Origin of the sequence: Pseudomonas sp. Z4-7 (assembly GCF_051131965.1) — a bacterium.
Lineage (GTDB): Bacteria > Pseudomonadota > Gammaproteobacteria > Pseudomonadales > Pseudomonadaceae > Aquipseudomonas.
In genome coordinates this window covers 5,878,201-5,890,546 of the sequence record NZ_CP071642.1, presented here as the reverse complement: position 1 = coordinate 5,890,546, position 12,346 = coordinate 5,878,201, and the positions used below count along the sequence as shown (strand labels likewise).

Annotated in this window: 11 protein-coding genes; 5 read left to right on the top strand and 6 right to left on the bottom strand. The window is 61.8% G+C overall.

Features of this window, described 5'->3' with window-relative positions:
- Window positions 1-136 precede the first annotated feature (136 nt).
- From J3P91_RS26555 to J3P91_RS26540, 4 genes are all read right to left on the bottom strand, one after another.
- On the bottom strand, window positions 137-880 hold the full coding sequence (locus tag J3P91_RS26555; RefSeq protein WP_305497988.1) for a penicillin-binding protein activator LpoB: 744 nt from the start codon (window positions 878-880) through the stop codon (window positions 137-139).
- Window positions 881-883: 3 nt separating this feature from the next.
- Complete coding sequence (gene lpoB / locus J3P91_RS26550; protein ID WP_305497989.1) at window positions 884-1,471, bottom strand: penicillin-binding protein activator LpoB; 588 nt, start codon at window positions 1,469-1,471, stop codon at window positions 884-886.
- 153 nt (window positions 1,472-1,624) lie between these two features.
- Window positions 1,625-1,996, bottom strand: coding sequence for a DUF1425 domain-containing protein (locus J3P91_RS26545; protein WP_434602206.1), 372 nt, complete (start codon window positions 1,994-1,996; stop codon window positions 1,625-1,627).
- 18 nt (window positions 1,997-2,014) lie between these two features.
- The gene (locus J3P91_RS26540) at window positions 2,015-3,409 is read right to left on the bottom strand and encodes a COG3014 family protein (RefSeq protein ID WP_434570992.1); all 1,395 of its coding nucleotides are present in this window, start codon (window positions 3,407-3,409) and stop codon (window positions 2,015-2,017) included.
- A gap of 312 nt (window positions 3,410-3,721) precedes the next feature.
- Here J3P91_RS26540 and J3P91_RS26535 point away from each other — a divergent pair, with 312 nt between their 5' ends.
- Together J3P91_RS26535 and J3P91_RS26530 are read left to right on the top strand one after the other, a co-directional pair.
- Window positions 3,722-5,620 (top strand): FTR1 family protein, encoded by a 1,899-nt coding sequence (locus tag J3P91_RS26535; RefSeq protein WP_434602205.1) that lies wholly within the window; start codon window positions 3,722-3,724, stop codon window positions 5,618-5,620.
- A gap of 53 nt (window positions 5,621-5,673) precedes the next feature.
- Window positions 5,674-6,129 carry a YaiI/YqxD family protein gene (locus J3P91_RS26530; RefSeq protein WP_434602204.1) on the top strand — a complete coding sequence of 152 codons (456 nt, stop codon included), beginning with the start codon at window positions 5,674-5,676 and terminating at the stop codon, window positions 6,127-6,129.
- Between the two features lie 119 nt (window positions 6,130-6,248).
- Here the strand turns inward: J3P91_RS26530 and elbB are convergent, their stop codons facing one another.
- Complete coding sequence (elbB, locus tag J3P91_RS26525; RefSeq protein WP_434570998.1) at window positions 6,249-6,917, bottom strand: isoprenoid biosynthesis glyoxalase ElbB; 669 nt, start codon at window positions 6,915-6,917, stop codon at window positions 6,249-6,251.
- Window positions 6,918-7,039: 122 nt separating this feature from the next.
- Here elbB and J3P91_RS26520 point away from each other — a divergent pair, with 122 nt between their 5' ends.
- Window positions 7,040-8,275: a sterol desaturase family protein gene (locus J3P91_RS26520; protein ID WP_434602203.1), complete on the top strand. Its 1,236-nt coding sequence runs from the start codon at window positions 7,040-7,042 to the stop codon at window positions 8,273-8,275.
- Here the strand turns inward: J3P91_RS26520 and J3P91_RS26515 are convergent.
- Window positions 8,256-8,879: a DedA family protein gene (locus J3P91_RS26515; RefSeq protein ID WP_305498000.1), complete on the bottom strand. Its 624-nt coding sequence runs from the start codon at window positions 8,877-8,879 to the stop codon at window positions 8,256-8,258. The genes J3P91_RS26520 and J3P91_RS26515 overlap by 20 nt on opposite strands.
- 204 nt (window positions 8,880-9,083) lie before the next feature.
- Here J3P91_RS26515 and hemB point away from each other — a divergent pair, with 204 nt between their 5' ends.
- Both hemB and ppk1 read left to right on the top strand, forming a co-directional pair.
- Window positions 9,084-10,097, top strand: a complete 1,014-nt coding sequence (hemB, locus tag J3P91_RS26510; RefSeq protein WP_434571002.1) for a porphobilinogen synthase — start codon at window positions 9,084-9,086, stop codon at window positions 10,095-10,097.
- A 17-nt stretch (window positions 10,098-10,114) separates the two neighbouring features.
- Complete coding sequence (gene ppk1 / locus J3P91_RS26505; protein ID WP_434602202.1) at window positions 10,115-12,331, top strand: polyphosphate kinase 1; 2,217 nt, start codon at window positions 10,115-10,117, stop codon at window positions 12,329-12,331.
- The last annotated feature ends 15 nt before the right edge of the window (window positions 12,332-12,346 follow it).

Here is a 12,346-nt window from a genome sequence, read left to right as displayed (position 1 = left end):
CGTGGCGAAGGCGAGCTCTTGTGGCGAGGGAGCTTGCTCCCGCTGGGCTGCGTAGCAGCCCCAAAAGAGGCGGTCGCTACGCAACCGAGCGGGAGCAAGCTCCCTCGCCACGAAAGCACTTAGCTGGCAATGCGCTTCAGCGCAGGATTACCGGCGCGGTATCCCTCGGCAGGTTATTGCGCTGCACCGGCTCGCCAGGCTGCTCATGGCTCGGGCCACCGAGCTGCTCGCTCAACTGCCGCGCCACGTCTTCACCCAGCGCCTTGGACACTTCGCGCACGACCCGTGGGCGATTGAGGCTGATACGCACGTCCCGGTGGTTCAACAGCTTGGTGTCCTGGCCCTCGCCCATGGCGGTGAAGGCCGAGGTGATTTCATAGGTCTTGGTGTTGATCAGGCTGAAATCCGCCACCAGCGACAGTGCGAGCACCGCCGAGTAGCTGTCGGCAGTGCCCAACTCGTTGATGTCCCGAGTGAAATCGATGTCCGACACGGTGCCGAACAGCACATAGTCGGCGCCCTTGAAATGCCCGGCCTTGATTCGCTTGATCACGTCATAGACATCGCCCGTGGACGATGCGGTGTGCGGCGTGCCCTGCACCAGCTGGAACATACCGCTGCGCAGGATCTCGCCCTTGATGTCGCCAGTGAACTTGCGCAGTTCGCCTTGCTCAATGTAGCTGCTGGTCGCTTCCATCTCTTCGTAGCTCGACGACGCGCTGGCGCTGTACGGGTTCGCCTGGAAGTTGCTCTGGGCCGAAACGGTGTGGATGTATTCTTCCACGCGTTGCTGGTACGCCAGGTCAGTCACTGCGACTCTTGGGGCCGCCTGCGCACTGAATGCGCAGGCCAGGGCCATGATGCCGATCCATGTACGCATGGCTTAACGCTCCGTGGTCTTGCGGATTTCTTTCTCGTCCATCCATTCGGCCAGACCGCTTTCAACATCGATCAGTTGCAGGCTGAATTTGTAGAAGACGTCCTTGTAGTCTTCGCTGCGCTTGACGATCGAGCTGATGGAACCCTCGATGCGGTACTTGGCGGCGATCATGTTGCCTGTCTTGGCCACTGTGCTTTTTTTGTACAGGCCGCTCTGGTTCTGCAGCTTGAGCTGGTCGACCTGGCTGTCCATGGCATTGTTGTCACTGGCAAAGCGTGCCGCGCCGGTTTTCATCAGTTGGGTCTTGATGCTGGTAGTGATCTCGCGAGTATCGATGTACTCGCTGGTCTTGTTCTTCACGTCGTAGACCTGCACCACCGGACGGCCCTGCAGGATGCCGGACTGGGCGAGGGAGCGAGTCATGGACTCGGCGATCATCTGCAAGTCGGTGGAGCCGAATTCGTTGGTGACGGTTTCCACGGCCTTGGTGTCGCCATAGCTGATGTTCTTGTTGCCCAGGACCGGCGAGTTGTTGGCGCAGCCGCTGACCAGCAGGGCGGCGAGGGCGAGGGAGGAGATGCGTAGGAACATTTAGGTGCTCTCTAAAATCTGAAAAAAGGAGTAGAAATCACTAGGCGCTTTTCTGTGGGAGCGAGCTTGCTCGCGATTGCTGTGTGTCATTCACCCCATCGCTGGCTGACCCGACGCTATCGCGAGCAAGCTCGCTCCCACAGGTCCAGCACCTCAAGGGGTATTGATTTCCAAACGGAAGTCCACGGCCTTGGGCGTCGGTGCGATGGCCGGCAGGAAGCGGGTCTGTTCGCCATACAGCGTCAGGGTTTTCCAGCTTTCCTCTTCGGCGATCGGGAAGCCTTCCGGTCCCAGCCAGGCGAAGCGGTAATACATCGTCTTGTTATTGAAACTGGTGTTGCTCAACTGCACGTTGACGGTCATGTAGCCGTTTTCGCGGGCGACGCGCATGGCGCCGACCACGATGTTTTTTGTCTTGCCCATCGCCACGACCTTGCTGGCGGCAGTGCCCGGCTCCGGTGGTGGTGGGGTGGCGCAACCGGCCAGCAAGGCCAGGGCGCCGACGGCGATCAGTTTTAAACGCATGTGAACAAGACTCCGTTCTTAAGGTTGCTTGAGGGCGATGGCGGTCGGGTTGGCGCTCGGGATCACCTGGGCCGCAAGGCCGCCGGCGAAGACCTGGCTGCCCACCGCCCGCAGGCTGATGACCTGGTAGCGCTGATCAACCTTGACCTTGACCACCGAGCCGCCTACCGCGCTTGGCAGGGTGACCTGGTGTTCGCCCTTCTTCAGGCGCAGGCGCACCACTTGGGTGTAGTCCGGCAAGGTGCGCCAGGTGCGGGTGTCGGCGCCTTCGAGCACGGCCGAGGTGATGCCCACGGCCAGGCCGGCCAGCGGGTTGGTTTCGTTGATCTGTTTCTGTGCGACGCCACGGGTGATGGCACGCACGGTCGTGCGCAGGATGATCCCCGGCATGTCGTCGCGCAGCGCCCGGCGCGACATGGCGGTGGTGCTGTTGAGCTGGGTCAGGTCCAGCTGGCGGCCGTCGACGCCGATCTGGGCGAAGGTCGCGGTGGAGGTGTCCGGCTTGATCAGCGGGAAGGACAGTGGCGTGATGACCACATTGCCGCTGATCGGCAAGGGCAGCGGGATTCGCATCGAGTCACGGGATGGCGCCAGGCCGCTCTGTACCACAATCAGGACGTCACTGTCGTCGTCCTTCGCGGCAGGCTTGTCGAGGTTGAGCAGCGCCTGTTCCAGCAGCGGGGTGTTGGGGCGCAGTTCGGCGGCCTTGCGATAACCCGGCGCGGCCAGATCTTTCTCGCCCAGGGCTTCGTAGACGAAACCTGCCAGGTAATGGCTGAACGCGCTCTGGTAACTGTTTTTCAGGCTGACCACTTCAGGGGCGTCAAGGCTGGCGACCGGATAACCCTTGAGGTCCTTGTATTCGGTCTTGACCCCCTGTTTCTCCGCGTCCTCCTCGCGCTTGAGGTATTCCTTGTCGCGCAGGTCGGCGATCACGGCTTCGCGCTCGTGGGTCTTCTTGATCTGCATCCGTGCGCCGTCGAAGTCATTCACCGCCAGCAGGTTCAACGCCATTTGAGTGGTGAGCATGACCTTTTCATAGTCATAACCCTCATAGCGCCGGACTTTGTCATTGACCAGGAAACTGCCGAACTGCGCAACGTACTTGGCGGTATCGAGCTTGACGGCGTCTTCCCACTGCCCAACTTGCTGGTCGGCGCTGGTCCAGGCGGTCTGGCTGCCGGACAGGTCGCCCTTGGCGCGCAGCAGCTCACCCTTTTCGAAGAAATAGAGCAGGTCTTTGTCTTTGCTGGTGTTGTTTTTTTCCAGCAGGGTCAATGCCGCGTCGACGTTGCCCGAGGCCAGTTGCTGATTGGTCTGCGCCAGTTCGCTGTCGTAGTTGCGAAACGCCGAGCAGCCGGACAGCAAGGTGATCGCGCCGAGGGCGACCGAGAAAAGAGCACGGGATGCCATGAACACTTCTTCCCTGAGTATCAGCCGGGGTGTGCGGGTCGGGCTGGGGCGATCCACGGACAGGCGCTTTGCGCCGTCGGTTCCTCAAGTCCAGAGGAGCTTTTATGCCTTCCTCTAATAAGAAGGCGGCGCATTATAAGCAGTGGATTTGCTTGTGTAGTGGCTTTTTAGTTTCTAAATGATGTTTTTGTGATGTCATCTTCAAAGCATGAAGATCCGATGAAAATGCTTGGCCGGAACACATCGGTGCTTGAGCCAAGCGCACTGGAAGTGAACAATGTGTTACTTCTTATTTCCAATCGAGAGTCATTCATGACTGCCCCGTTTCGTTTCCTGGCCTGGATTGCGCTGCCGATGCTTGCGCTTTGCAGTGCCGATCTGCTGGCTGACACTGTTGAAGGCGCGCCACAGGCGCTGCACTTGCTGGATTACATCGGGGCGGATTACCCGGCGACCGTCGACGCGGGGAAGGTCATCGACGATGCCGAATATCGCGAGCAACTGGAATTCGCTCAAGTGCTGGAAGGGCTGGTCGCCGCGCTGCCAGGCAAGCCGGAAAAAGCTGAGCTGACGCAAGGCATCGGTACGTTGCGCAGTGCGATCAGCCAGCGCCAGGACGGCGCTGACGTGGCCCGTCTGGCGCGGCAGCTGGGGGCCAGGCTGGCCGTAGCCTATGAGGTCAGCCAGGCGCCGGTGATCACCCCGGACCCGACGCGCGGGGCGCCGTTGTATGCCCAGAACTGCTCGGTGTGCCATGGTGACAGCGGTGCCGGCGACGGTCCGGCAGGTGTCGGCCTGGAGCCGCCGCCCTCGAACCTGCGCGACGGGCAGCGCCTGGATCGCCTGAGCCTCTACGCGATCTACAACACCCTGGGCATGGGCGTCGAAGGCACCGATATGCCGGCCTTCGCCGATCAGCTCGACGACCGTCAACGCTGGGACCTGGCGACCTACATCGCCAGCTTCAGCGCCGACCCGGCTGCGGCCAAGGGCGAGCAGGCCTTCAACCTTGCCGACCTGGCCCGCCAGACCCCGGCCGAAGTCCTCGCCGCCCAGGGGCCCGCGGCAGCGGCGACGTTCCGCGCCCAGCGCGCCCAGCCACCGCAGGTGCAGCGCGGTCCGGCGCAGTTGCTTGACTACACCGCCGCTACCCTGGACAAGAGCATCGCGGCGTATCGCACAGGTGACCACGACCAGGCCTACGACCTGTCGGTGGCGGCGTACCTGGAAGGCTTCGAGCTGGTGGAAAGCTCACTGGACAATGTCGACGCCAACGTCCGTAAAGATACCGAGAAGGCCTTGATGGCCTACCGTCAGTCCCTGCAGGACGGTTTGCCGGTCGAGCAGGCCGAGCAACGCCTGGACGCGGCCAAGGCCAAGTTGAAAGAATCCGCCGGCCTGCTCGGTGGCGATGGCTTGAGCTGGTCGCTGAGCTACATTTCGGGCTTGCTGATTCTGCTGCGCGAAGGCCTGGAAGCGATCCTGGTCCTGGCGGCGATCCTGGCGTTCTTGCGCAACACTGGCCAGCAGTCGGCGGTGCGCAGCGTCAACGTTGGCTGGGGCCTGGCGCTGCTGGCCGGCCTGGCGACCTGGGCGCTCGCCGCATACGTAATCGATGTCAGTGGCGCGCAGCGCGAATTGCTCGAAGGCGCGACGGCGTTGTTCGCCAGCGTGATGGTGCTGTGGTTGGGTGTGTGGATGCACGACCGGCGCCACGCGGCGGCCTGGCAGGATTACATCAAGAGCAGCCTGGTCGGCGGCGGAGGCCGTTTCGGTTTTGCGATCCTGGCATTTTTTTCGGTCTATCGAGAGCTGTTCGAGGTGATCCTGTTCTACGAAACCCTGTGGCTGCAGGCCGGCCCGGCCGGCCATGACGCGGTGTTGGCCGGCGGCGCGACGGCGCTGGTGCTGCTGGTGGGACTGGCCTGGGTGATCTTGCGCGGCTCGGCGAAATTGCCGCTGGCGCTGTTCTTCAGCATCAACGCCGGTTTGCTGTGTGCGTTGTCGGTGGTATTTGCCGGCCATGGCGTGAAGGCCTTGCAGGAAGCCGGGATCTTCGGCACGCGGCCGGTGGCGTTCTTCGAGTTCGACTGGCTGGGCATCCATGCCGATGCTTATTCCCTGGCGGCCCAGGCGGTGGCGATCATTGCGATCGTTGTGCTGTATGGGCGCAGCTGGGTGGCGGAGAAGCGTCGGGTGCAGGTTTCCTGAAAAGCATTCGCTGCGCTCATAATCGCGAGCAAGCTTTTGAAGAGGAATACCCGATGCGTGTATGGATCGACGCCGACGCCTGCCCCAAGGCCGCTAAGGACCTGGTGGTCAAGTTCGCCTTGAAGCGCCAGTTTGAAGTAGTACTGGTGGCCGGGCAGCCGCAGATCAAGCCGGGCCTGGCTCTGGTGAAGCTGATCGTGGTGCCCAGCGGGCCTGATGCGGCGGACGATTATCTGGTGGAGCATGCCGTCCCGGGCGAGCTGGTGATCTGCAGCGACGTGCCGCTGGCCGACCGCCTGGTAAAGAAAGGCGTCGCAGCCCTTGACCCGAGGGGCAAGGAGTTCGACGCGCAGAACATGGGCGATCGACTGGCGGTGCGCAACCTGTTTACCGATTTGCGGGAACAGGGCCACATGGGCGGTGGCCCGGCGGCGTACAGCGAGCGGGACAAGCAGGGATTTGCCAATGCGCTGGATCGGATATTGACGCGGTTGTCTCGAATCTCCTGAATGTGTCCGATTCCCTGTGGGAGCGAGCTTGCTCGCGATAGCGGTGTGTCAGTCAGCACTTATGCGACTGAGTTGACGCCATCGCGAGCAAGCTCGCTCCCACAGTTGATTGTGTGTGGTCACTCATCATTCTCGTGCGTCAGTTCCAGCACCCGGTCCACCAGCTTGTTGATCCCCGAAGCCGCTTCGCTGATGTTCTGCGCCAGCATGTAGGCGGGGGTGCTGACCAGCTTGCGCGCGGTGTCTTCGACGATATCGGTGACCAGGCACTCTTCATGAGTCCCGCCCATCTTGGTCACGGCAGCGGCGGTGTCGGCGTCCGTGCCGATGGTGCAGGTTACCCCAGGGCCGTAGATTTTCGCCGCCAGGGCCGGTGAGATGCAGATCAGCCCAACCGGCTTGCCGGCCTCGGCGAAGGCTTCGGTCAACGCCAGGACTTGCGGCTGGACGCTGCAACCGGCGCCTTCGACGGCAAAGTTGGAGAGGTTTTTCGCCGAGCCGAAGCCGCCGGGCACGATCAGCGCATCAAAGTCCTCGGCCCTGGCTTCGCGCAGGTCTTTCACATTTCCCCGGGCGATGCGCGCCGATTCCACCAACACGTTGCGGCTCTCGGGCATTTCCTCGCCGGTCAGGTGATTGATGACATGCAATTGGGCGATGTTGGGGGCGAAACACTGGACCTGCGCGCCGCGCTGGTCGAGACGCAGCAAAGTGATCACGCTTTCGTGGATCTCTGCGCCGTCGTACACGCCACAGCCGGAAAGGATCACTGCAACTTTTTTGCTCATGGGCTTTTCTCCAGATTCATGGCGTTAAATGTCTACTAATTTGTCACTCGTTGCCATAGGGGCATCCGGCAGCTACACCTAATCTGCCAGCTCCTTCCTGCCTTGCATGCCCGGGTCGCGTCATGAATTTCATCCTGTATGCCGTGCCGTTTTTCTTCGTGTTGATTGCCGTCGAGTTGCTGGCCGATCGCTGGCGTGGCGTGAGCCACTATCGCCTGGCGGACGCGATCAACAGCCTGAGCACCGGTGTGCTGTCGACCACGACGGGGTTGTTGACCAAGGGCGTGGGCCTGGTGACCTATGCCTTTGCCCTGGAGCATCTGGCGGTCTTTCAATGGCCTACCGACCAGGCCTGGACCTGGGTATTCGCCTTTGTGTTCTATGACTTCTGCTACTACTGGCTGCACCGCTTGGGCCACGAGCGCAACATCCTCTGGGCCGCCCATTCGGTGCACCACCAGAGCGAGGACTACAACCTCTCCACGGCATTGCGCCAGACCAGCAGCGGTTTCCTGCTGAGCTGGATCTTCTACCTGCCGCTGGCGGTGCTGGGCGTGCCGCTGCTGGTGTTCGTCAGTGTCGCGGCGTTGAACCTGCTTTATCAGTTCTGGGTGCATACCCAGCACATCCCCAAGCTCGGCTGGCTGGAGTGGTGCTTCGTCACGCCATCCAATCATCGTGCCCACCATGCACAGAACCCTCTCTACATGGATCGCAACTACGGCGGCGTGTTCATTATTTGGGACCGTCTGTTTGGCACCTTCCAGGAAGAGGACGACAACGAGCCGGTCATTTTCGGCGTGACCACGCCACTGGCGAGCTGGAATCCGTTGTGGGCCAATCTGCAGTTCTATGCGCAACTGTGGGCCGATGCCCGGCGCGCCGAGCGCTGGTGGGACAAGCTGCGGATCTGGTTCATGCCCACCGGTTGGCGGCCAGCCGATGTGGCCGCCAGGTACCCGCTGAACAAGCCGGATCTGAGCCGGTTCCGCAAATTCGAAGTGCCCCTGGCCGGACGCCAGCAAGGGTACGTGGCGCTGCAGTTTTGCTTCTACGTCGCCCTGGGCAGTTATTTGATGAACCTGGAAAACAGCCTTCCGGCCACTGCCCTGGTGTTGGGGTGGGGAGCGGTAGCGTTGGGTCTGTTCGTGTTGGGCGCGACTCTGGAGAATCGCCCGTGGGCGCTGAGGCTCGAGCTTTTGCGCCTGGCTGCGAACCTGCCGCTGGTGTGGCTGGCGCCGCTGGCCGGGTTATGGCCGGCCAGCCCGGTGGCCTGGGTTGGCTTGCTCAGCTACAGCCTGATCAGCGGCATTGGCTTGTACTATTGCCGCAACCGTCTTACTCGCCTGGCGTCGTAGTTTCGGCGGACTTGGCTTGTTCGAGACGTTCTGCCGCAAGGACTTGTCTGGCCAGCCGAGCGTTTTTGATGCGTCGACGCAGCCATAGGCCCAAGCCCAGAACCAGCAGGGCGCCAAGTACCCACAGTTCGTATTTCTTGATGCTGCCCAGCATGCCTTCGAGCACCGCGCCAAAGTGGTACGCGGCGGCCGCCAGGGCCGTGGCCCAGATCGCCGCGCCGATACCGTTGAGCAGCAGGTAGCGACCCGGAGGATAGCCGGAGAGGCCGATCGCCACCGGCATCACCGTGCGCAAACCGTAGACGAAGCGAAAGCTCAGTACCCAGATGTCCGGATGGCGGCGGATGTGTTCCAGCGCGCGATCCCCCATCAACTGCCAGCGCGGCTTGCGCGCCAGGAGCTTGCGACCATGTTTGCGGCCCAGGAAGTACCACAGCTGATCGCCCGCGTAGCTGCCGCAAAATGCCACGACCACCACCAGGTTGATGTCCATGTAGCCACGGAACGCCAGGAAGCCTGCGAGCACGAGGATGGTTTCGCCTTCGAAGAACGTGCCGATAAACAGGGCCAAGTAGCCGAAGTCATGCAGAAATTGTTGGAGCATTGTCTGGGTGCTGGCGAAATGAACGCGCAGCCTAACCCTTCAGGCACATTCAGGAAAGTATCGAAATGTGTCTCGACGTGAACATTTCCTACAGAAGACGATCACTGCGACTAGTGGTCGCGCTTCAGCACAACTGTCATGCGTTCGTCATAATGACCGCTTATAACTGTCACGCTCGCCCGTCTGCGGGCTCAGGAGTCTGCCGTGAGCTTTACCCCCGCCAATCGTCTGTTCCCCGCCACCCGTCTGCGCCGCAACCGCCGTGATGAGTTCTCCCGTCGGCTGGTGCGTGAAAATGTGCTGACCACCAATGACCTGATCCTGCCGGTGTTCGTACTGGACGGGGAGAACCGTCGTGAAGCGGTGGCGTCGATGCCTGGCGTGGAGCGCCTGACCATCGACTTGCTGCTCGAAGCGGCGGCCGAGTGGGTGGAACTGGGTATCCCGGCGCTGGCGCTGTTCCCGGTCACCCCGCCAGCGCTCAAATCGCTGGACGCCGCCGAAGCCTGGAACCCCGAGGGTATTGCCCAGCGCGCGACCCGTGCCCTGCGCGCGCGCTTCCCGGAGCTCGGCGTGATCACCGACGTAGCGCTGGACCCGTTTACCACGCACGGTCAGGACGGCATTCTCGACGAAGAAGGCTACGTGCAGAACGACATCACCGTCGATGCGCTGGTCAGGCAAGCGTTGTCCCACGCCGAAGCGGGGGCCCAGGTCGTGGCGCCATCCGACATGATGGACGGTCGCATCCAGGCGATCCGCGAAGCCCTGGAAGTGGCCGGCCATGTCAACGTGCGCATCATGGCCTACTCGGCCAAGTACGCCAGCGCCTACTACGGTCCGTTCCGCGACGCGGTCGGCTCGGCCCTGAACCTGGGCAAGGCCAACAAGGCTTCCTATCAGATGGACCCGGCCAACACCCACGAAGCCTTGCACGAAGTGGCTGCCGACTTGTCAGAAGGCGCAGACATGGTCATGGTCAAGCCGGGGATGCCTTATCTCGACATTCTTTGCCGGGTAAAGGAAGAATTCAAAGTACCGACCTTTGTTTATCAGGTCAGCGGCGAGTATGCGATGCACATGGCCGCGATCCAGAACGGCTGGTTGAGCGAAGGGGTGATTCTCGAGTCCCTGACCGCTTTCAAACGTGCGGGTGCTGATGGCATCCTGACCTACTTTGCCGTGCGCGCCGCCCAATTGTTACGAGAGCAGAAATAGCCTCCCAGGAACTTGCGATGAATACCGAAGGACTCACAGAAGTTGCCGTAAAAGACGCTCAGCCCGTGGTCGAGCAAGCCGCCGAAACGCCGCCGGAGCTGGAGTCGGCTCCAGCGGCCGTGCCCGAGCCGGCCCCTGCTCCGGCGATCGCGATCACCAACCTGGATGACAGCAGCCTGTACATCCACCGCGAGCTGTCGCAACTGCAATTCAACATCCGCGTGCTGGAGCAGGCACTGGATGAGTCCTATCCACTGCTGGAGCGGCTGAAGTTTTTGCTGATCTTTTCCAGCAACCTGGACGAGTTCTTCGAGATTCGCGTCGCCGGCCTGAAAAAACAGATCACCTTCGCCCGCGAGCAGGCCGGTGCCGATGGTTTGCAACCGCACCAGGCCCTGGCGCGCATCAGCGAGCTGGTACACGGTCATGTTGACCGCCAGTACGCGATCCTCAACGACATCCTGTTGCCGGAGCTGGAAAAACATCAGGTCCGCTTCATCCGTCGCCGCTACTGGACGACCAAGCTCAAGACCTGGGTACGCCGTTATTTCCGTGACGAGATCGCTCCGATCATCACCCCGATCGGCCTCGACCCGACGCACCCGTTCCCATTGCTGGTGAACAAGAGCCTGAACTTCATCGTCGAGCTGGAAGGCATCGACGCCTTTGGCCGCGATTCCGGCCTTGCGATCATTCCGGCGCCGCGCCTGCTGCCGCGCATCATCCGCGTGCCGGAAGACGTCGGCGGGCCTGGCGACAACTACGTGTTCCTGTCGTCAATGATCCACGCCCATGCCGATGACCTGTTCCAGGGCATGAAGGTCAAGGGCTGCTACCAGTTCCGCCTGACCCGTAACGCCGACCTGTCGGTGGACACCGAGGACGTCGAAGACCTGGCCCGCGCCCTGCGCGGCGAGCTGTTCTCCCGCCGTTACGGCGATGCGGTGCGCCTGGAAGTGGCCGACACCTGTCCGAAACATCTGTCCGACTACTTGCTCAAGCAGTTCAACCTGCACGAGACCGAGCTGTATCAGGTCAATGGTCCGGTGAACCTGACGCGGCTGTTCAGCATCACCGGCCTGGACAGCCATCCGGAGCTGCAATACTCGCCGTTTACGCCGCAGATTCCGAAACTGCTGCAAAACAGCGAGAACATTTTCAGTGTGGTCAGCAAACAGGACATCCTCCTGCTGCACCCCTTCGAGTCGTTCACGCCGGTGGTCGATTTGCTGCGCCAGGCCGCCAAGGACCCCCACGTATTGGCGGTGCGCCAGACGTTGTATCGCAGCGGCGCCAACTCGGAGATCGTCGACGCCCTGGTGGACGCGGCGCGAAACGGCAAGGAAGTCACCGCGGTGATCGAATTGCGTGCGCGTTTCGACGAAGAATCCAACCTGCAACTGGCCAGCCGCCTGCAAGCGGCCGGCGCGGTGGTGATCTACGGCGTGGTTGGCTACAAGACCCACGCCAAGATGATGCTCATCCTGCGGCGCGAGGCCGGCGAGATTGTGCGCTACGCGCACTTGGGCACCGGCAACTATCACGCCGCCAACGCTCGGCTGTATACCGACTACAGCCTGCTGACCTCGGATGATGCGCTGTGCGAGGACGTCGGCAAGCTGTTCAGCCAACTGATCGGCATGGGCAAGACGCTGCGCATGAAAAAATTGCTGCATGCGCCGTTCACCCTGAAAAAGGGCATGCTCGACATGATCGCCCGGGAAACCCAGTTCGCCCTGGACGGCAAGCCCGCGCACATCATCGCCAAATTCAACTCGCTGACTGATCCGAAGATCATTCGCGCGCTATACAAGGCCAGCCAGTCGGGCGTGCGCATCGACCTGGTGGTACGCGGCATGTGCTGCCTGCGGCCGGGCATTCCTGGGGTGTCCCACAACATCCATGTGCGCTCGATCATCGGGCGCTTCCTGGAGCACACGCGGGTGTTCTATTTCCTCAATGGCGGCGAGGAGCAAATGTTCCTCTCCAGTGCCGACTGGATGGAGCGCAACCTCGACAAGCGTGTCGAGACCTGCTTCCCGGTGGAGGGCAAGAAGCTGATCCTGCGGGTCAAGAAAGAGCTGGAAAGCTACCTCACCGACAACACCCACAGTTGGAGCCTGCAGTCGGACGGCCGTTACATCCGCAACACACCGACCGGCAACCAGAACCCGCGCAGTGCCCAGGCGACCTTGCTGGATCGGCTTAGCAGCCCGGTGTTGGCGGTTCGTTAACGCCTGGAGGCGGGA

What these genes read in the sequence shown, in the direction of transcription:
- J3P91_RS26555 (WP_305497988.1), bottom strand. Translation starts at nt 880, where the DNA reads ATGCGTACATGGATCGGCATCATGGCCCTGGCCTGCGCATTCAGTGCG.
- lpoB (WP_305497989.1), bottom strand. Translation starts at nt 1,471, where the DNA reads ATGTTCCTACGCATCTCCTCCCTCGCCCTCGCCGCCCTGCTGGTCAGC.
- J3P91_RS26545 (WP_434602206.1), bottom strand. Translation starts at nt 1,996, where the DNA reads ATGCGTTTAAAACTGATCGCCGTCGGCGCCCTGGCCTTGCTGGCCGGT.
- J3P91_RS26540 (WP_434570992.1), bottom strand. Translation starts at nt 3,409, where the DNA reads ATGGCATCCCGTGCTCTTTTCTCGGTCGCCCTCGGCGCGATCACCTTG.
- J3P91_RS26535 (WP_434602205.1), top strand. Translation starts at nt 3,722, where the DNA reads ATGACTGCCCCGTTTCGTTTCCTGGCCTGGATTGCGCTGCCGATGCTT.
- J3P91_RS26530 (WP_434602204.1), top strand. Translation starts at nt 5,674, where the DNA reads ATGCGTGTATGGATCGACGCCGACGCCTGCCCCAAGGCCGCTAAGGAC.
- elbB (WP_434570998.1), bottom strand. Translation starts at nt 6,917, where the DNA reads ATGAGCAAAAAAGTTGCAGTGATCCTTTCCGGCTGTGGCGTGTACGAC.
- J3P91_RS26520 (WP_434602203.1), top strand. Translation starts at nt 7,040, where the DNA reads ATGAATTTCATCCTGTATGCCGTGCCGTTTTTCTTCGTGTTGATTGCC.
- J3P91_RS26515 (WP_305498000.1), bottom strand. Translation starts at nt 8,879, where the DNA reads ATGCTCCAACAATTTCTGCATGACTTCGGCTACTTGGCCCTGTTTATC.
- ppk1 (WP_434602202.1), top strand. Translation starts at nt 10,115, where the DNA reads ATGAATACCGAAGGACTCACAGAAGTTGCCGTAAAAGACGCTCAGCCC.